Origin of the sequence: Pleomorphomonas sp. PLEO, from assembly GCF_041320595.1 — a bacterium.
Classification (GTDB): Bacteria; Pseudomonadota; Alphaproteobacteria; order Rhizobiales; family Pleomorphomonadaceae; genus Pleomorphomonas.
Window position 1 is genome coordinate 1,514,608 of record NZ_CP166625.1, and the last position, 19,707, is coordinate 1,534,314.

At 63.8% G+C, this 19,707-nt stretch carries 16 protein-coding genes; 8 read left to right on the plus strand and 8 right to left on the minus strand.

What is annotated here, in order from left to right; all coding sequences use genetic code 11:
- Positions 1–79 precede the first annotated feature (79 nt).
- The 5 genes from AB6N07_RS06730 to AB6N07_RS06750 all read right to left on the minus strand — a co-directional run bounded on the left by AB6N07_RS06730 (position 80) and on the right by AB6N07_RS06750 (position 2,987).
- On the minus strand, positions 80–1,114 hold the full coding sequence (locus AB6N07_RS06730) for an alpha/beta hydrolase family protein (protein WP_370677034.1): 1,035 nt from the start codon (positions 1,112–1,114) through the stop codon (positions 80–82).
- A 109-nt stretch (positions 1,115–1,223) separates the two neighbouring features.
- Positions 1,224–1,553, minus strand: coding sequence for a helix-turn-helix domain-containing protein (locus AB6N07_RS06735; protein ID WP_370677035.1), 330 nt, complete (start codon positions 1,551–1,553; stop codon positions 1,224–1,226).
- A complete protein-coding gene (locus AB6N07_RS06740) occupies positions 1,537–1,905 on the minus strand; it encodes a type II toxin-antitoxin system RelE/ParE family toxin (protein ID WP_370677036.1) in 369 nt (122 codons plus the stop codon). The genes AB6N07_RS06735 and AB6N07_RS06740 overlap by 17 nt, the downstream gene beginning before the upstream one ends.
- A gap of 136 nt (positions 1,906–2,041) precedes the next feature.
- A complete protein-coding gene (locus AB6N07_RS06745; protein ID WP_370677037.1) occupies positions 2,042–2,587 on the minus strand; it encodes a glutathione peroxidase in 546 nt (181 codons plus the stop codon).
- Between the two features lie 19 nt (positions 2,588–2,606).
- On the minus strand, positions 2,607–2,987 hold the full coding sequence (locus AB6N07_RS06750; RefSeq protein WP_370677038.1) for a hypothetical protein: 381 nt from the start codon (positions 2,985–2,987) through the stop codon (positions 2,607–2,609).
- Between the two features lie 169 nt (positions 2,988–3,156).
- Here AB6N07_RS06750 and dnaG point away from each other — a divergent pair, with 169 nt between their 5' ends.
- The 3 genes from dnaG (at position 3,157) to AB6N07_RS06765 (ending at position 10,387) form a co-directional block, all read left to right on the plus strand.
- Positions 3,157–5,208, plus strand: coding sequence for a DNA primase (gene dnaG, locus AB6N07_RS06755; RefSeq protein ID WP_370677039.1), 2,052 nt, complete (start codon positions 3,157–3,159; stop codon positions 5,206–5,208).
- 291 nt (positions 5,209–5,499) lie between these two features.
- Positions 5,500–7,536: an RNA polymerase sigma factor RpoD gene (gene rpoD, locus AB6N07_RS06760; RefSeq protein ID WP_370677040.1), complete on the plus strand. Its 2,037-nt coding sequence runs from the start codon at positions 5,500–5,502 to the stop codon at positions 7,534–7,536.
- A 304-nt stretch (positions 7,537–7,840) separates the two neighbouring features.
- A complete protein-coding gene (locus tag AB6N07_RS06765) occupies positions 7,841–10,387 on the plus strand; it encodes an EAL domain-containing protein (protein ID WP_370677041.1) in 2,547 nt (848 codons plus the stop codon).
- 27 nt (positions 10,388–10,414) lie between these two features.
- Here the strand turns inward: AB6N07_RS06765 and AB6N07_RS06770 are convergent, their stop codons facing one another.
- Both AB6N07_RS06770 and AB6N07_RS06775 read right to left on the minus strand, forming a co-directional pair.
- Entirely contained in the window at positions 10,415–11,299 is an 885-nt protein-coding gene (locus AB6N07_RS06770; protein WP_370677042.1) for a flagellar motor protein MotB, read from the minus strand.
- Positions 11,300–11,744: 445 nt separating this feature from the next.
- Positions 11,745–12,635, minus strand: a complete 891-nt coding sequence (locus tag AB6N07_RS06775; RefSeq protein ID WP_370677043.1) for a LysR family transcriptional regulator — start codon at positions 12,633–12,635, stop codon at positions 11,745–11,747.
- 90 nt (positions 12,636–12,725) lie between these two features.
- Between AB6N07_RS06775 and AB6N07_RS06780 the strand changes: the two genes are divergently transcribed.
- Positions 12,726–13,727, plus strand: coding sequence for an NAD(P)H-binding protein (locus AB6N07_RS06780; RefSeq protein WP_370677044.1), 1,002 nt, complete (start codon positions 12,726–12,728; stop codon positions 13,725–13,727).
- 242 nt (positions 13,728–13,969) lie between these two features.
- Positions 13,970–15,859 carry a phosphoenolpyruvate hydrolase family protein gene (locus AB6N07_RS06785; RefSeq protein ID WP_370677045.1) on the plus strand — a complete coding sequence of 630 codons (1,890 nt, stop codon included), beginning with the start codon at positions 13,970–13,972 and terminating at the stop codon, positions 15,857–15,859.
- 6 nt (positions 15,860–15,865) lie between these two features.
- On the opposite strand, the gene AB6N07_RS06790 is transcribed toward AB6N07_RS06785, so the two are convergent.
- On the minus strand, positions 15,866–16,543 hold the full coding sequence (locus tag AB6N07_RS06790; RefSeq protein ID WP_370677046.1) for a phosphoenolpyruvate hydrolase family protein: 678 nt from the start codon (positions 16,541–16,543) through the stop codon (positions 15,866–15,868).
- 222 nt (positions 16,544–16,765) lie between these two features.
- Between AB6N07_RS06790 and AB6N07_RS06795 the strand changes: the two genes are divergently transcribed.
- From AB6N07_RS06795 to AB6N07_RS06805, 3 genes are all read left to right on the plus strand, one after another.
- Positions 16,766–17,980: a Tm-1-like ATP-binding domain-containing protein gene (locus tag AB6N07_RS06795; RefSeq protein ID WP_370677047.1), complete on the plus strand. Its 1,215-nt coding sequence runs from the start codon at positions 16,766–16,768 to the stop codon at positions 17,978–17,980.
- A gap of 16 nt (positions 17,981–17,996) precedes the next feature.
- Positions 17,997–18,830, plus strand: a complete 834-nt coding sequence (locus AB6N07_RS06800) for a phosphoenolpyruvate hydrolase family protein (protein WP_370677048.1) — start codon at positions 17,997–17,999, stop codon at positions 18,828–18,830.
- Between the two features lie 145 nt (positions 18,831–18,975).
- The gene (locus AB6N07_RS06805; RefSeq protein WP_370677049.1) at positions 18,976–19,542 is read left to right on the plus strand and encodes a DUF1097 family protein; all 567 of its coding nucleotides are present in this window, start codon (positions 18,976–18,978) and stop codon (positions 19,540–19,542) included.
- Positions 19,543–19,707 lie beyond the last annotated feature (165 nt).

Consider the following 19,707-nt stretch of genomic DNA (forward strand, 5'->3'; position numbering starts at 1 on the left):
TTGGACTGTCAAGCTGGGAGCTTGGGCGAGCCTTGGGCAGGAAGGCGGAGGCTGGGTTGCTTGTCCGCCTCTCTGGCCCCTATTTCGCAGGAATGGCTTTCGCCAGGAAGGCGATGATCATATCGGCGACCTGACGGTGGATGGTTTCCCGGCCTCTTGCTCCACCATCCTTGCAGACGATGCCGTCGCCGGGCGTGTCTTGCTCGATCAACTCGGCGGCGCCCGGCTTGCAGAGCTGCATGAAGCTGAAGTGCATCGCGTCGGCAATCTCGACGTAGGTGGTTGTGGCCTTCGGCAGGTTGGCGGCGAGATAGCCGGACTCAAGCTTGGCCGGCAGGTCGCCGATATCCACGCCCGCGCCGAAGATCAGCGCCGGCACGCGGAAAGCGGCGAGGCTTTCCGACGTGAAGCCACGGGCAAGCCCGAGATCGAGCGAGACGATGGCGCCCACTCTGGCATCGCTCATATCGGCATCGAGTTGGTTGGCGTTGGTCGGGTCGATGCCGAGTTCGCCGGCAAGACCGCAGGTGCGCGGGTTCAGCTGCGCCTTGCAGTCATTAAGGAACTGGCTGGGGCTGAAGCGCGCGCCGCCCAGGGCGGCCACCGTCCATCCGCCGAGAGAATGGCCGATGGCCGCGATGCGGTTCGGCGTGATCGCGCCGGCCAGGACGGGATCGGCTGTCACGGCGTCGATCACCCGGCTGAGGTCATGGGGGCGTTCCCACAGCTTGTCTGCCTGCGCGGGGGATTTGTCGAAGGTCGTCGTGCCCGGATGGTCGGGCGCGGCGACGACATAGCCCTGGTGAACCAGCTCTCCCGCCAGCCAGTTGAGGTTTCGCCAACTGCCGCCATAGCCGTGGGACAGGACGACAAGCGGGTGTGCCTCGCCGGCCGGCTTGGCATCGGTGATGGCGGGGATGCCGTGGAAAACGCGGTTCGCGCCGACCTCTGCGACCGGGCCGGTGTCGGCGGTCGGATACCAGATGCTGACATGCAGCGGCCGGTCGCCGCTGGTGTCGGGTAGCGTCGTCTCCTTGAAGCCGATGGCGTCGGCGGCGTGCGCGGCCGATATGGAAAGGGCGATCAGCAGCGCGGATAGAAAGGTCTTGGGCATGGGTAGCTCCGGTCAGGATTTAGCGGATGTGCCTTGCCGGATGTCGAAGCCGCCGGAGACCTCAAACGCGATCTAGGACGCGCTCAACTGCTTGAATTGCAGCGCTTGGCTACAGAATCGCGTCGATGCCTTTGGTCTTGGCGAGAGCAAGGAGTTTCAGGGACGGGCCGCTGGGCTTCTTCTCGCCACGTTCCCACTTGCTGACCAGCGATGTTGTGACGTTAAGCGCCAAGGCGAAGGTAGCTTGGCTGAAACCGGATTCCTCGCGGATCGCCTTGATGCCTGCCGCGTCAAGTTCCTCGACCGGGGTCAGGCAACCGACGTCGAAATGCCGCATGGTCGCCTTGTCGACAACGCCATGGCGATAGAGGCCAGACACGGTCTCGTGCAAGACCTCTAGCGCATCGCTGCGATACTTCGATTTACGGGTAGCCTCCATGGCTGATCTCGATCCAATTCGCTGTCAGGAGTTGCTCGATACGCGCGCCCACCAAAACCTTTGCCAGATCACGGTAAAGGTCCAATTCATGGGCGCCGAGGTTGGCCTTCTCGTTCTTCGGGAAGACGTAGATAAACAACGCCCGGTCGCCCACCACATGCACGATAACACTACGATAGCCGCCAGACTTGCCGGCGCCCGGTCGGGCAATGCGCTGCTTGATCAAATGTTTGCCAAGCTGCGCATCGATCCGGCCGTTTTCTAGTTCTTCGACCGCTTTGAGAAGAATGGCGTCGTCAAGTCCGAGCTTGTGCGCTCGTTTGGCAAATTCGGGCGATTTCAGAACTCGCATCAATGCGTGCTCCAATTGGGCGACGAAGCCGCGACATTTCGCTCTCCGTTGGTGTGGTGCCCAACTGGGGCTCACTTTCGCAAGCGGGCTTAATCTATGGCACTCAGTGCTATAAATCAAGCCCGGCTGAATTGTCCTAAAGCGCCTTTTCGACCGCCTCGACGACGATCTCCGCCTCGGGCGTGGTGTCGGGCGAGAAGCGGTCGATGACGGTGCCGTCGCGGCCGATCAGGAATTTCTCGAAGTTCCAGAGCACTTCCGGCGCCTCGGTGGGCGTGATGCCGTAGCCGACGAGGGCGGCGCGGAAATCGGTGCCGGGCAGGGTACGGGCTTCGGGCTTTTCGGCAATCAGCGCCTTGTAGAGCGGGTGCTTGTCCGAGCCGGTCACCGCGATCTTGGAGAACATCGGGAAGTCGACGCCGAAGGTCGTCGAGCAGAAAGTGGCGATCTCGGCGTCGGTGCCCGGCTCCTGGCCGGCAAAGTCGTTGGCTGGGAAGCCGAGGACCACGAGGCCGCGATCCTTGTAGTGGTTGTAGAGGCTGACGAGGCCCTCATACTGCGGCGTCAGGCCGCACTTGGAGGCGGTGTTGACGAGGAGCAGCACCTTGCCGAGCCAGGGCTTCAGCGTGGTGGGCTCGCCGTCGAGCGTGGTGAGCGGCAAGTCGAACAGGGCATTGGTCATTTGGACGATCCTTGGCGGGTTAGAAGGGTTTGACGGTCATCAGGCCATAGATGGCGATCAGCGTGACGACCTGGACGAGAAGGGCGATGGCAAGCGGGCCGCTGGCACCAAGGGCGAGCGCCTTGCGGCCGCGCACACCGGCGAGGCCATGCAGCGCCACGGCGAGCAGGCCCAGCCAGGGGAAGACGAAGGTCAGCCAGTTGCCCATCCAGAGAACGACGAGGCCGGTGATGCCCGAAAGGCCGGTGGTGGCCATGGCGGTGATATAGGCCGGCCGCCAAAGGCGGGACGGCGACTGCCTTCGAAGTGTCGGCAGGAGAGCGAGGGCCGCCCACAGCACGGTGGTGAGGCAGCCGAGCATGGCGAAGCCGCGATGGGCTTCGTAGAATGCAGTGTACATCGGAGCTCCCGGAACGATGTTGGATTCGCTACGCGCAGTTTGTGACGCTATCTGCTCAGGATGGCGGCGTCTTCGCAAGATGGCGTGAAAATATGGCCGACGGCCAGGCTGGGGCGTCGGAGTTCGCCGAAGCTTTGCATTCGGCCGTCACGTCTGAGTATATGGCGGCATGCGCTTTGAACCATCCCTTCTCGATCAGATCCGGGCCCGGCTGCCGATCAGCCAGGTGGTGGGGCGGCGCGTCACCTATGACAAGCGCAAGAGCCAGCCGGCGCGCGGCGATTTCTGGGCCTGCTGCCCGTTCCATAAAGAGAAGACGTCGTCCTTCCACTGCGATGACCGGCGCGGCATCTACCACTGCTTCGGCTGCGGGGCGACCGGCGACCACTTCAAGTTCCTGACCGAGACCGAGGGGCTGACCTTCCCGGAGGCCGTCGAGCGGCTGGCCGAGGAAGCGGGCGTCACACTGCCCAAGCCCGACCCGCGCGATCGCGAACGCGAGGCGGTGCGCGTCGATCTGGCCGGCGCCTGCGAGATCGCCGCCAAGTTCTTCGAGCAGAAGCTGCGCTCGCCCGAGGGCAAGCCGGCCCGCGACTACATGCTGAAGCGCGGCATCCTCGAGAGGACGTCGATCGAGTTCCGTTTCGGCTACGCGCCGGACGACCGCGACGGCCTGAAGCGCCACCTGATCCAGAACGACGTCAAGGAAGAGACGGCCGTCGCCGCTGGCCTCTTGATCAAGCCGGAGGACGGCCGCCCCGCCTACGATCGCTTCCGCGGCCGGCTGATGATCCCGATCCACGACGAGCGCGGCCGCGTCGTCGCCTTTGGCGGTCGCACGCTCGATCCGGAGGGACAGCCGAAATACCTCAATTCGCCGGAGACGCCGCTCTTTCACAAGGGGACGATGCTGTTCAACGTCCACCGGGCGCGCGAGGCGGCGCACAAATCGGGGACGATCATCGTCACCGAGGGCTATATGGACGCCATCTCGGTCTATCAGGCCGGCATCCGCAACGTCACCGCCGCTTTGGGCACCGCGTTCACCGAGGACCACATCGCCCGCCTGTGGCGGTTCGCCGCCGAGCCGGTGATCTGCTTTGATGGCGACAAGGCCGGCGTGTCGGCCGCCCACCGGGCGATCGATCGCATATTGCCGGCGCTCCGCAGCGGCTATTCCTTCAACTTCTGCTTCCTGCCGGGTGGCCAGGACCCCGATGACATCGTGCGCGCCGGTGGCGCCGACGCCTTCCTCGCCGAGGTGGCCAAGGCCCGGCCCCTGTCGGAAGTGCTGTGGGACCGCGAGGCGGCCGACGCCCGCGTCGACACGCCCGAGCGGAAGGCGGCGCTGGAAGCGCGCATCGACGAGCTGGTCCGGCTGATCAAGGACGAGCGGGTGGCGCGCCGCTATCGGCTGGCGTTGCGCGTCAACATGTCGGAGCTGTTCTGGAGCCACGACCGGCGCGCCAGGGGCGGCGAGGGGCGCGGCGATTTTCGAGGTGAGGGTCGGGGCGAGTTCCGAAGCGAAGGCCGGGGCGAGGGAAGAGGCGACTTCCGGGGTGGCGATCGGCGCGATGGGCGACGGGAAGGGCAGGGTCTTGCCGTCTCGGCCGAGATGCGGCCGCCCACCGAGCCGGATCTTGCCAATATCGAACGGGTGCTGCTCGGCCTCGCGGTCGAATATCCCGACCTCTATGAAACCAACATGGAGCGGCTGGCCCGGCTGGATTTCCACGTGGCGCCGCTCGAGGACTTCAAGCGGGCGCTCTATCGGATCGCCGTCGACTTCGACGCCAACTCGGTGTCGGATTTCTATGAGGGGCTCGATGCCCGCTTCTACTTCGTGCTCAACGAGGTGCACGGCGACGAGATGAAGCGCGAGGACGGCGTCAGCATCGGCCGTGGTCACAAGCTCAGGGAGCGGCTGCCGATCCTGCGCTTTCATCCGCCGGAGAGCTTTGTCGAGACCTGCTTCGACCTGCTGCTCGAGCGGTTATGCCTGAGGGCGCTGACCGCCGACATCGAACGCGACATGAAAACGGTGACGGCCGAGACCGACGAGAGCTTCACCGCCTATATTTACGAGCTGACTCGCGACCTCAATCGTCGCCGCGAGGAGCTGATCCGCCGCGAACAGGAATTGGCCGAGGAGGCGAAAGCCATCCGCGACGCCACCACGGGTGGGCCTTCGTCGCAGCCGGCCTTGTGGAAATCGACCTGATTCGCCGAATCAATCTTGATTCTAAAGATTCTCGATCGAATCACCCTTGCGGAATCTGTTTGCGCCGCTAAATACACCTCTCCGGGGATTTTCGGCGGGTCGGCAGCGGCCCGCCTATTCGGCTATGGCCTCAACGATGCCGTGCGTTTTCAGAAACGTCAGGGTTAAGTTGGGCTTAAGGCCTCGCCCGTATTGGTAGCGCGAGCCGCGCATCGGGACCTTTTGGCCTCGTGGCGAGTTGAGCGAGCAAAGACGCAAGGCGTAATGGCCCGGCGGACGGCGGAGATGACTATGGCAACGAAGGCCACCGAAAACGACGAAGTCCAGGAAGCTGGCGCCGAAGGGCCGGATGGGCCGCTTCTCGACCTCAGCGATGCCGCCGTCAAGCGGATGATCAAGCTCGCCAAGAAGCGCGGGTATGTGACCTATGACGAACTAAACGAAGTGCTGCCGTCGGACCAGAATTCGTCCGACCAGATCGAAGACATTTACGCGATGCTCTCGGACATGGGCATCAACGTCGTCGATTCCGAGGAGGCCGAGGAGGCCCCCGCCGTCGATGAGAGCCCGTCCGAGGAAGAGGGCGAGGTCGCCGAAACGACCGGCACCGCCGTCGCCAAGACCACCACGACCCGCGAGCCGACCGACCGCACCGACGATCCGGTGCGCATGTATCTGCGCGAGATGGGTTCGGTGGAGCTTCTGAGCCGCGAGGGCGAAATCGCCATCGCCAAGCGCATAGAGGCCGGCCGCGAGGCGATGATCGCCGGTCTTTGCGAGAGTCCGCTGACCTTCCAGGCCATCATCTTCTGGCGTGACGAGCTCAACGAGGGCAAGATCCTCCTGCGCGACATCATCGACCTCGAAGCGACCTATGCCGGACCGGACGGCAAGAATGGCGCTATGCCCTTTGCCGAAGGCGGAGAGGGCGGCGAAGGCGTGGAAGAGGGTGCCGAGCCCGCCGAAGGGACGCCCGCTCCGCGCGGCGAAGACGGCGAGGAACGGCCCGAGGGCGAGTTGCCGGAAGGCGAAATGTCCGACGAAGACGACATGGAGAACAACGTGTCGCTGTCGGCCATGGAAGCCGAGCTGAAGCCCAAGGTGCTGGAGACCTTCGACCGCATCGCCGAGAACTTCAAGAAGCTGCGCCGGCTGCAGGAGCAGCACGTCGAGAACCGGCTCAAGAACACCACGCTCAGCCCGTCGCAGGAGCGCCGCTACAAGAAGCTCGAGGAAGAGATCCAGGAAGACGTCAAGTCGCTCTCCCTCAACGCGGCGCGCATCGAGGCGTTGGTCGAGCAGCTCTACGACATCAACAGGAAGCTGATGGGCTACGAGGGCAAGCTCCTGCGCCTCGCCGAAAGCTATGGCGTCGGCCGCGAGGACTTCCTGCGCCAGTACCAGGCATCCGAACTCGATCCCAACTGGATCCGCCGCGTCGCATCCCTGGCCTCCAAGGGCTGGAAGGAATTCGTCGCCAAGGAGAAGGAAGACATCCGCGAGCTGCGTCAGACCATCCAGACGCTGTCCTCGGAGACCGGCCTTGAGCCCGGCGAGTTCCGCCGCATCGTCCACCTCGTCCAGAAGGGCGAGAAGGAAGCGCGCATCGCCAAGAAGGAAATGGTGGAGGCCAACCTGCGCCTCGTCATCTCCATCGCCAAGAAGTACACCAACCGCGGCCTGCAGTTCCTCGACCTGATCCAGGAAGGCAACATCGGCCTGATGAAGGCGGTCGACAAGTTCGAGTACCGCCGGGGCTACAAGTTCTCGACCTACGCCACATGGTGGATCCGGCAGGCGATCACCCGCTCGATCGCCGACCAGGCGCGTACCATCCGTATCCCGGTGCACATGATCGAGACGATCAACAAGATCGTCCGCACGTCGCGCCAGATGCTGCATGAGATCGGCCGCGAGCCGACCCCGGAAGAGCTGGCCGAGAAGCTGGCGATGCCGCTGGAAAAGGTGCGCAAGGTCCTGAAGATCGCCAAGGAGCCGATCTCCTTGGAAACGCCGATCGGCGACGAGGAAGACAGCCATCTCGGCGACTTCATCGAGGACAAGAACGCCATCCTGCCGATCGACGCGGCGATCCAGTCGAACCTGCGCGAAACGACGACGCGGGTGCTCGCTTCGCTGACCCCGCGCGAGGAGCGCGTGCTGCGCATGCGCTTCGGCATCGGCATGAACACCGACCACACGCTGGAAGAAGTCGGCCAGCAGTTCTCGGTGACGCGCGAGCGTATCCGCCAGATCGAGGCCAAGGCGCTCCGCAAGCTCAAGCATCCGAGCCGCAGCCGCAAACTGCGCAGCTTCCTCGACAACTGAGAAAGCCGAGAGACAGACAACACGACGGCGGGCCGAAAGGTCCGCCGTTTTTCATTGTAAAGCCGAGTGTTCAGGATCGGATCAGTACGGTTATTGCGATCATTAGGCTGGAAACAATTTGTTACTCTCGCAGTTTTCGGCGCATTCATGCGCCGCGTGCTATGCAGAGCGTGGATCGACTGAACCGCTCGGTTTCGACTAGCCTAGGCATATTTGGCGCTTTTTCTCACGATTTTGCAGTTTACTGTGTATTCACGCAATGAGCATACTGTTGACCTCTCCTAAGCCGAGGGTTGAGGACAACGTGAAATTCATCGCTGATGAACGTTCCAGCCTAGATGGATTATCGTCCGATTTTGACGGATGGCTTCATGACCCGGCGTTTCCCGCGGTTTGCCTGGATGAAGCCGGCCTGATCCTCGACGTTAACGGCCTGTTCCTGAAGACCTTTGACGTGGTCGCGGCAACGGTGGTCGGCTGTCGTCTCGATAGCCTCGCGCCCGTCGAAACACATGCCCCGCTTGCCGCCTGTTTTGCCGCCCTCAAGGCCAATCCTCAGAAGACACGGCAGATGGACCTCTGCCTGCGCCTGCTCGGGGGCCGCCCGCGCTGGTTCCGCGCTGCCTTCTATGTTCCTCGCCGGATCGGTACGCCATCGGATCGGTTGCACCTGGTTGCTCAGCTGTGCGAAATCGACGATCTGACGACACGCGCCCAGGGGTTGGCAGACCTTGCCCAAGGCTGGAGCGAAGCGATGGGCGCGGCAAAGATCGGCATCTGGGACGCCGATCTTGTTTCGCGCGTCAACACCTTCTCGGACATGTGGTACCAGATCCGTGGGTTGCGGCCGGGCGATCCGACCCCGACCAAACACGATGATATCCTCAAGTTGATCCATCCGAGCGACCGTGCGCATGTGATGGAACAGTACGCTCTCCAGCAACTCGCCGATTTCCGGGAATGTCGGTACGAGTATCGCTGGAAGCATAGCGACGGCCGCTGGATCTGGATCGAGTGTCGCGGCTCGTGCGCGCAGAGGGTCGACGGCAAAGTCGTCCGCATTATCGGCTCGGATATCGACATCACCGAACGCAAGTTGGCCGAGGAGCGGCTATCACTCGCGACGAGCCGCCTGCAACTGGCCATGGAAGCGTCGCGAATTGGCGTCTTCGATGCCGATTTCAGTACCGGATACACCAACTGGGACGCACCGACGCGGGCGATCTATGGCGTTACCAACGACCAGCGGATCAAGTTTGGCGACCTATGGGAGAGCATGCTGCACCCCGAGGATCGCGATCGCGTTCTCAAGGCCATCGATGACCACATCGCAAGGCTCACACCTTACGGCAACCAGTTTCGGATCATCCGGCCCGATGGCAGCGTTCGCCATATCCGGACGCGCACGCTGCCCTTCATCGATGTCGACGGCAGCAAGCGAATGATCGGCGTCAACTGGGACGAGACCGACGACATCCTGCTGCGCCTCGATCTCGAGCGAGCCAAGACATTGGCCGAGGCCCGCAACCGCGAACTCGAAATTGCGAAGGCGGAGATCGAGCGCATTGCCATGCTCGACCCGCTCACGGAATTGCCGAACCGCCGCTTTCTCGATCAGCGCATGTCGGTACTGGCTGCCCAAGGTTTCGACTGTGAACACGGCCTCGCCATCCTGCATATCGATCTCGACCGCTTCAAGCAGATCAACGACACCTTCGGCCACAGCGTCGGCGATGCAGTGCTGCAACATGTCGGTCGACTGTTGCAAGACGAGGCGGGGGGCGACGGCCAGATCTTCCGCATCGGCGGCGACGAGTTCGTGATGGTCCGCCTGTTCGACGGCGATTTCCCCTCGCTCGAAGCCATGGCAACGCGGCTCGTCGAGGTTCTGCGCCGGCCGGTGACCGTGCATGGCTACGACTGCCGTTTCGGCGCCAGCATCGGCGTCGCCGTTGGCGTCGGCAAGGACATCGATCCGCAGCAGCTGCTGCTCAATGCCGACATCGGCCTCTACTGCGCCAAGAGCGAGGGCAAGAACCGCTGGGCGTATTTCCGGCGCGAATCGCACGACCGCATGATTCTGACCAAGCAGATCTCCGACGACATCCTACGCGGCCTCGAACGCGACGAGTTCAAGCCGTACTACCAGCTGCAGTTTCGGGCCGGGTCACTGGAGATCACCGGCATTGAGGCTCTGGCGCGCTGGCAGCACCCCGAACGCGGCATCCTGACGCCCGACAATTTCATCGTCATCGCCGACGAACTCGGCATTCTGAGCGAGATCGACGGCATCATCCTCGAAAAGGCGATCGCCGATTGCCAGCGGCTCGAACTGTCCGGCATCCACATCCCCAAGTGCTCGGTCAATGTCTCGGCCGGCCGGCTGCGCGATCCGCACTTGGCGGAACTGCTAAGTACCTTGCCGGCCCAGCGGTGCTCGTTGTCGTTCGAACTTCTCGAGTCGATCTTCCTCGACGAGTTGGAGGAGCAGGTCGCCATCAACATCGCGCATATTCGAGAGGCTGGCATCGGGATTGAGATCGACGACTTCGGCAGCGGTCACGCGTCGATCACCAGCTTGCTGCATTTGAGGCCGGACGTCATCAAGATCGATCGCCAGCTCATCAGCACCATTCCGACCTCCGCCGAGCGCCGCTCGCTGATCGGCGCCATCATCGAGATGGGGCATTCGCTGGGGGTGACGGTGGTCGGCGAAGGGGTCGAAACCAAGGATCACGCCTATTGGTTGCACATGCTGAAGTGCGACCTGTTGCAAGGCTTCGGACTGGCGCTTCCCATGCCCGCCGACCAACTCGCCGGCTTCATCCAGTCTGAGTCCTGGCGCCAGTAACCACCGTTTTGCTTTCTGCGTCGGGCGTCATTGGATGTTCGGCGGAAACGCTTCCTGCGCGCTCGGCAACGCGGGCACTTGCTTGAGCACCACAAGCTCGATGCGGCGATTGCCTGACAGGAAGGGGTCGTCGGCAAACAACGGGTCCTTGTCGGCGACGCCGGTGACTTCGGCCAGGCTGCCGGGCCCAAGGCCGAAACTGCCGAGGATGCCGGCGGCCGATATGGCCCGGTCGGCCGACAGTTGCCATGCCGCTCCGCCGGCGATCGACAGGCCTCCGGCGGATTCCGTGTGCCCGACCACCCGCAGTCGTCCCGGCATCTGCTGGATGACCGGCGCGATGCGCGACAACAGGATCTTCATGCGATCGGTCGGTTCGCGCGACTGGGCGGCGAACATCGGCCGGCCATCCTGATCGATGATCGAGATATGCAGGCCGTCGTTGGCGATGGCGAGGATGACCTGCTTGGACAGTTCGGCGTAGTCCGGCAGGTCTTGTAGCACCTGGCGCAGCGATTCCGAAGCGGTGAGATAGTCGCGCGGCTTGCTTTCGGCGGCCTTCTCGAACCGGTTGGTATTCACCTCCGGCCCCTGCTTTTCATACTGGTCGTTGAAGTCGCTGGCGAACTCCACCGCGTCGGACAACGACATCGGCTGAACGTTGCGCAGGTGCTTCCGCTCGGGCAGGCCGTTCTGCTCGATCATGCCGGCCGGGCGCTGTACCGATTGGTAGCCGAAGGCGTCGCGCATCGAGCCGGCGGCTTCCTTCAGCTTCTGCTCGTCCTGGTTGGAGAAGGAAACGATCATCACGAACAGCGCCATCAAAAGGCTGCTGAGATCGGCAAATGTGATGACCCATGGCGCGCCGCCATGGCCCCCTCCGCCTCCGCCACGCTTCTTCACAGCCCCCATCTCATCCACCTTCTTTGCGGATTTCACTGTCTGGAAGGGTGTCGCCGGAGCGGCGACGCCTGGGGCAGGATAGGGTCGATCGTTTAACAAACTATACTGTACGGTGTAGTCCTGTTTTTGGTGCAGTGAGAAGGTTCCAGGTTGGCGCGGGGCTGGATGCGCGTTCGATCGCTAGTGGTTCGACTCCGACATTTGCATCCGCCTGATATCGGCCTCGGAGCAAATGTCGGAGTCATAAGAACCACTAGCAAGTTATTGTTTCTAGTTGAATTTTTGAATTTTACATTTGACCGCGAGCGTTATGTCAGGCGGGACTCAAATGTCAAATTCGCTCCACTAGAGTATGTCCGGCGAACTTTGGTTCGCCAACATGCTCTAGCCTTTTGTTTTTACGCAACTCCGAACGCAAAACCGGTTCCCACTTTTGCTGGAGTGGCTCTAGGCTTCAGCGCCGCGCCAGCACTGTCAGCTCAGTCACCAGAACATCGAACACCGCCCGGCAGCGGAGGCTGCCGCTGAGGTCTTCGTGCATCACCACCCAGGTCTCCAGATCGAGGCTGAAGGCGTCGGGCAGCACGCGCCGAAGGTTGGGGTCGGCCTCGGCGATGGTGGTCTGGCAGATGCCGATGCCGAAGCCGGCGCGGATGGCGGCGAGCTGGGCGACGTCGCTGTCGACGCGCAGGGCAAAGTTGCCGCGGCCGAGCGCCGGATAGCGCTGGGCAACGGCCCGGATCGCCGGCGTTTCCGTGTCATAGCCGATCAGGTCGTGGCGTCCGAGATCGTCGAGGCTCGTCGGCACGCCACGCTGGGTGAGATAGTCCTGGTGGGCGTGCAAGCCCACCGGAAAGACGCCGACGCGCTTGGCCAAGAGCGCCTGTTGCTCGGGGCGGACCATGCGGATGGCGATATCGGCCTTGCGCTTCAGAAGGTCGTCGACGGCGTTGGACAGCGTGAGTTCGATGGTCAACGCCCGATAGCGCCGGCGCAGCCTCGTCAGGATGGCCGGTAGGTGAACGATGCCGACCACCTCGCTGGCGCTGATCCTCACCGTGCCGTCCACCTGGCCGATCCGGCCCTCGGCGGTGCGCCGCAGCGCGGCGCTGGTGGAGGCCATCAGGTCGGCGAAGGGTTTTAGCTCCATCGCCGCGTCGGTGGGGGAGAGGCCGCGCGCGGTGCGCAGGAACAGCGGGGTGCCGACCGCTTCTTCCAGCGCGTCGATGTGGCGGGCAATGCTCGGCTGCGTCAGGCCAAGCGCCCGCGCCGCGCCGGACAGCGATCCCTCGCTGAGCACGGCGTTGAAGGTGCGGTAGAGATCCCAGCTCGGTTCTTGCTTCATCTATTTCCGTATAGCATATGAACTTTTATAGGCAATTTCGTTTATATCTAGGAAAGCCCATCTTCACGTCATCAACCGATGGAGACGGACATGAATAGCAAGATCGCACTGGTTCTCGGCGCTACCGGCGGTATCGGTGGCGAGGTTGCTTCCCGGCTGGTCTCAAGTGGCTGGCAGGTGCGGGCGCTCAACCGCAACCCGGAGCGTGCCGGCAAGGACGGCCGCGTCACCTGGATCAAGGGCGACGCGATGGCGGCGGCCGACGTCATGGCAGCGGCCGAGGGCGTGTCGCTGATCGTCCACGCCGTCAACCCGCCCGGCTATCGCGACTGGGACAAGCTGGTGCTGCCGATGCTGGACAACACCATTGCCGCCGCCAAGGCCAATGGCGCCCGCATCATCCTGCCCGGCACCGTCTACAACTACGGCCCCGACGCCTTTCCGGTGATTGCTGAGACCGCGCCGCAGAACGCCCTGACCCGCAAGGGCAAGATCCGCGTCGAAATGGAGCGGCGGCTGAGACAGGCCACAGAGAGCGGCGAGGCCAAGGTGCTGATCGTCCGGGCCGGCGATTTCTTCGGCCCCAAGGCGGCCAACAACTGGTTCAGCCAGGGTCTGGTGAAGCCCGGCAGCCGCCCCCGGTCGATCAGCTATCCCGGCAAGCGCGGCACCGGTCATCAATGGGCCTATCTGCCGGACGTGGCGGACATCATGGTTCGCCTCGCCGAGCACGACGGCCTCGACGCTTTCGCCACCTTCCACATGGAAGGGCATTGGGATGCCACGGGCACGGCGATGACCGAGGCGATCCGTCGCGCGCTCGATGACCCGTTCATGGCCGTCAAGCCCATGCCCTGGTGGCTGTTGCGCCTTGCTTCGCCCTTCGTGACGACCCTGAGGGAGCTGATGGAGATGAAGTACCTCTGGGAACAGCCGGTCCGGCTAGACAACGCCAAACTGGTGGCGACCCTCGGTGGCGAACCGCGCACGCCGCTCGACGAGGCCGTGAGGGCGACCTTGGCCGGGGTCGGATGCCTTCAAGAGAAGGCTCCAGCTCGGGCCGAGAGCAAGCCCAGCTTGTCCGGGATTTGAAAGCGCCCCCGGGGCAGCCGGGCGATGCTCCAAGAGCGCGCGGCGTCTATCGGATCGGCCGCCAAGCCGGACTTAGGCCATCGCAAGAACGATGGCTTCGGCTGGACAAACAAAACGCCATGACGGAAGAATGAGGTTGCGATGGACGGAGGCCGCCGTCCTGGGAGGGACGGAAGCGGCGGCCGTGACCGGCATTTTCGATTGCCGTGTCGTTTGTGCTGCCGCCAAGGGTGGGGTTGGTCATGGTGAAGCGCTCGAGCGATGTCGGCGTGGCACGCGAGGAGGTCATTGCCTCCTTGCCGAAGCGGCTGGCTCAGGAGCGTCCGCTGATCGGTTCCTCCGGACGGTTTGCCATGGGGGCGGCGATCGGAGCGGGACTGGTGGCGCGCTCGGCCGTGCGCGGTGGCGCCGATTTCATCCTGGCGCTGAGTGCCGGGCGGGTTCGGGTCATGGGCGCGCCGTCGGTCATCTCGATGCTTCCCATCCACGAAAGCAATGCCTTCGTGGCGGACTTCGCTAGGGCCGAGATACTGGGGCGCGTCGACGTCCCGGTGCTGTTTGGCGCGTCGACCATCGATCCGCGCACCGATATTCCGGCCCTCGTCCGACAAGTCGCGTCATGGGGGTTCGATGGGGTCATCAACTTCCCCAGCGTCATTCTGCTCGACGATGAAGCGCGGGCCCGGATGGCCCGGGCCGGCCTTGGCTGGCAGCGCGAGATCGAGTTGATCTCAGCGGCGAAGGACGCCGGTCTCATCGCCGCCGCCTACGTTCGCACGGCCCAGCAGGCGACCGAGATGGCGGCCGCCGGCAGTCGGCTCGTTTGCGTCAATTTCGGCTGGACGGCCGGCGGTTTTGCCGGAGAGCCGGCGAAGCAGGACACGGCCGGCGCGGCCGCCGAGGCGAAGGCGGTGTTCCGGCAGGTCCGAAAGCTCAATCCCAAGACGCTGTGTTTTGTTGAAGGGGGGCCGATCGTCACGCCACAGGCGGCGGCGGAGGTTTGCCAGGCCAGCAACGCCGACGGCTATATCGCCAGCTCCACGCTCGATCGCATTCCGCTGGAAACGGCGGTCTTCGATGCCGCCGTGGCATTCAAGGCGGTCGCCGGCCTGACGCGCAAGGTCGAGGCGCTGAAAAACGAGATGCTGGGCGATGGCCGCCGGTTCGGCCTGTTCGGGCGATCGGCGGCGATGACCCAACTGGTGCGCATGATCGAACGCCTCGCCGACAGCGATCTGACGGTGATGATCCAAGGGGCCAGCGGCACCGGCAAGGAACTGGTGGCGCAGGCGCTTCACCGGGGCAGTCGTCGGCGCGACTGCCCGTTCGTCGCCGTCAACTGCGCCGCCATCCCCCGCGATCTCATGGAAAGCGAGTTGTTCGGGTTCGAGCGCGGCGCCTTTACCGGCGCCAACCGGTCGCGCATCGGACGCTTCGAGGAAGCCAATGACGGAACGTTGTTCCTCGATGAGATCGGCGATCTCGATCTGTCGCTGCAGGGCAAGCTGTTGCGCGTTCTCGAAAGCGGCGTCATCGAACGGCTCGGCAGCAACCAGCCGCATCGCCTGAACGTCCGGGTGCTGTGCGCCACGCATCGCGACCTCAGGGCCATGAGCGCCGACGGTCGCTTCCGCGAGGATCTGTTCTTTCGCCTGAGCCAGCTGGACGTCCGCGTTCCCGCCCTCGCCGAGCGGATCGATGACATTCCGCTGTTGGCCCAGAAATTCCTGTCGGACTTCGCCTCTCGCCATGACGCAAATCCCAAGGTCATCGACAACATCGCCTATCAGTTGCTGATCGGTCATTCCTGGCCCGGCAATGTCCGCGAGCTGCGCAATGTGGTGCAACAGGCGGCGATCCTTACGGACGGCGAAGTAATCGGCGCCTCCGACCTGGTGCCTTTGCTCGGCAAAAAGGCCGATGGTCTCGTGGTGGCCCGGCTTCATGCCCCGGCGTTCGCCAACGAGGGGCTGGGAAAGGACAAATCCTCCCCCGTCACTGCCGAAAACGAGCGGGACTGGATCCTGGAAGCGCTCCGCCGCAATCGCTTCCGGCGTGGCGCCGCGGCGCAAGATCTCGGCCTGTCGCGCAAGACCCTTTACAACAAGATCCGCCAATACGGGATCGAGTGAGCGATTTCAGCCGGTGGGCTTCTTCGCCTCGCGCCCGCTGACCGCCCACTCGACGGCGCCGTCGCTGGCGGCGATCAGTGGGGCCAGGATGGGGCCATAGTCCGGATGGCGGAACGCCAGAACGGTGGCGCCCGGCGCGGTTTGGCGGATGGTCCGGACCACGTCCTCTGCCATAGCGGCGGCGTCGCTCCTGTTCGACGAAGCACCGTCGATCACGGCCGGATAGACGAGCATCTGACGGATGCCCGTCGCCGCCGCCAGGCGAGCCTGCTCGGCCGTCACCACCACGGCCATGACGTTCAGGCCCTGCTCGGCCGCCTGCGCCAGGGTTGCCAACTCCGCCGCATAGCCGGCGCCGGCATGGCTCAGGGCCTGGGCGATGCCGTGGGTGATCCCGGCCACCGTCGGAAGGTTGATCACCGCGCGGACGCCCGCCTCCCGAAGCAGGCCGATGAGCATCGGGGCCGGTCGAAATGGGTCGGCGGCAAGGATGCCGGCATAGACCTCGTCGTCATCGCCGAGCGAGCCGGCCGCCGCCAGCATGGCGCCATTGGCATCGCCGATCGGCAGGCAGCCGACCAGGTCGGCCTCTTCGGCGCTGAGGCCGGCGAAGTGAGGGCAGACGATCTGAAATCCGCTGGAACGCCGGGTGACCCGATCGACGATTTCCCCGCTTTTCAACATGCCTCTCCCTCATGGTTTCCGGTTTGCCAGCGCTCGGTCGGCTCGTGGCGCGCGCATTAACGAATGGGTAAAAACGGGTACATTTGAGTAGCTTTCTCCTCTTTACCCATCGGCCGTGGCTGAAACGCCTGATTTTTGCTGGTTTGCCTCATGGCACGGCACTTGCGTTCTTTTTAATCAGGGCGGTGAGGAAAGTCCGCCTCTTTTCGGGAGGAAATCTAGATGCCATCGTCATCCGATGCTGGCCCGGGCGTAGCTTACGTCGCGGGGACCTTTGACACCAAGGGGCCGGAGCTCACTTTCATCGCCGATTGCTTGCGGGCGGCCGGCGTTCGCGCCGTCACCGTGGATCTCGGCACCACGGATACCGCGTCTTCGGCGGACATTTCGGCGGCGACCGTTGCCGGACATCATCCCGAGGGGGCCGGAGCCGTCTTCACCGGCGATCGTGGATCGGCCATCGCGGCGATGACGCTGGCGTTTCGTCGCTTCGTCACCTCGCGCACCGACCTCGGCGGTCTGATCTCGGCCGGCGGGTCCGGTGGCACGGCGCTGGTGACGCCGGCCATGCGCGATCTCGCCGTCGGCGTTCCCAAGGTGATGGTATCCACCATGGCGTCGGGCGATGTCCGTCCGTATGTCGGCCCGTCCGACATCTGCATGATGTATTCGGTGACCGACGTTTCCGGCATCAACCGCATCTCCGAGCAGGTTCTTTCCAACGCCGCCAACGCGCTTGCCGGCATGATCGTTCACCATCGTCGGCCGAGCGCCGCCGGCAAGCCGGCCATCGGCCTGACGATGTTCGGCGTCACCACGCCCTGTGTCCAGGGCGTTACCGCCGCCTTGGCCGACCGCTACGATTGTCTGGTGTTCCACGCCACCGGCACCGGCGGTCAATCGATGGAAAAGCTGGCCGACTCCAGGATGTTCGCCGGCGTGATCGACATTTCGACCACTGAGGTCTGCGACCTGTTGATGGGCGGCGTTCTCGCCTGCACCGAGGATCGCTTCGGCTCGATCATTCGCACCAAGCTGCCCTACGTGGTGTCGTGCGGCGCCTTGGACATGGTGAACTTCGGCGCGCCGGAAACGATCCCCGCCTACTACAAAAGCCGCCGCTTCTACCCGCACAACCCGCAAGTGACGCTGATGCGCACGACGGCCGAGGAAAACGCCCGCATGGGTGTCTGGATCGGCGAGCGGCTGAACCGGATGGAAGGTCCGGTGCGTCTGCTGATCCCGGAGGGTGGAGTCTCGATGATCGACCAGCCCGGACAGCCCTTCTACGACCCCGAGGCGGACAAGGCGCTGTTCGATGCGCTGGAGCGGACCGTCGTCCAGACGGCGAAGCGCCGCCTCATCCGCCGGCCCGAGCACATCAACGATGCCGGTTTCATTCAGGCGCTGGTCGCCAACTTCCTCGAAATAGTCTGATCAAGGAGCGTTTATCATGCCTAAATTCACCCGTGCGGCCCTGCTCGAAAAGTACCGCAAGATGATCGCCGCTCGCGATCCGATCGTCGGCGGTGGCGCGGGAACGGGGTTGTCGGCCAAATGCGAGGAGGCCGGCGGCATCGATCTGATCGTCATCTACAATTCCGGCCGCTATCGCATGGCCGGGCGGGGATCGCTGGCCGGCTTGATGGCCTATGGCAACGCCAACGACATCGTCGTCGAGATGGCGTCCGAAGTGTTGCCGGTGGTCAAGCACACGCCGGTGCTGGCCGGTGTCAACGGCACTGATCCCTTCATGCTGCTGGAGCCCTTCCTGCGCAAGCTCGACGCCCTCGGCTTCTCGGGCGTGCAGAACTTCCCGACGGTCGGCCTGATCGACGGCATCTTCCGGGCCAATCTCGAAGAGACCGGCATGGGATACGGCCTTGAGGTCGACATGATCGCCAAGGCGCACGAACTCGACATGCTGACCACGCCGTATGTGTTCGATCCCGATCAGGCTCAGGCGATGGCCAAGGCCGGTGCCGACATCATCGTCTGCCATATGGGCCTGACGACCGGTGGCGCCATCGGCTCCCAGACGTCGCGCAAGCTCGAGGACTGCCCCAAGCTGATCAACGAGTGGGCGGAAGCGGCGCTCAAGGTCCGTAAGGACGTGATCGTCCTCTGCCATGGCGGGCCGATTTCCGAGCCGGATGACGCCAACTACATCCTGAAGAACTGCCCGAACTGCCACGGCTTCTATGGCGCTTCCAGCATGGAGCGCCTGCCGACCGAACGGGCGCTTACCGAACAGACCAAGCGCTTCAAGACGATCCGTCGCAGCTGACGCCGGATCGTCCGCCGCGGGATCTACCTGCTTCCGTCTGGCCGTTTAGGCCGGACGGGAGGAGCCGGTCGCATGGCCGGTGGAAGCAGGCGGCGTGCCCGCGACAGGAGGTCTTCAGCACACGTTAAAAACGGGAGGAAACATCATGAGCAACAACGCAGCAGCCGTCGAGACACCTGGGCCGGTGGTGATCAACCGGGTTCCGCTCTGGCTGGCCGTGGCCCTCACGGTCGTCATATCGCTGCCATTCGGCCTGTGGTTTGGAAAATACAACTTCACGCTCTGGTGCGCGTTCATCGCCTGGGCGGAGTATTTCGCGCTCGGCGCCAAGCCGAGGGCCATCCCGACGATCCTCATCAGCTTCGGCTACGCGGCGGTGCTGACCGGTCTTTCGCTGGCCATCATCCCGGTGTTCGGCTTCCTGCCGAACATGGTGACGCCGGGCGATATTCCCACGGCGGCTTCGCTGTTCGTCGTCGTGGCCTTCATGGTCTATTCGATGAAATGGTCGCATCACTTCATCGATGGCAGCCTGCCGTTCTTCAACGGCATCTCGATGGGGCTGGCCGTCTATTTCACCAGTTCCTACCCGCAATTGGGGCCGGCGGCCCTGATGCCGATCACCGCCGCCATCTGGGCGACCGCGATGGCCGCCTTCGGCATCTTGCTCGGCGTCATCACCGTCGCTTTGCAGTTTCCCGCAAAGCGCTAGACGCCCACAACGTTGAGCCAGCAACCTCGTCTAACCAGAACGAGGCATGAAGCAAGTCGACCGCCCGTGGCCGTATGCACCAACATAGGGGCCGGTCACGGGCGGTCGAAATCGTTCAGGACATGAACGCGAGAGTCGCCTCGAACCATGCTCCGAAAGCGCGCA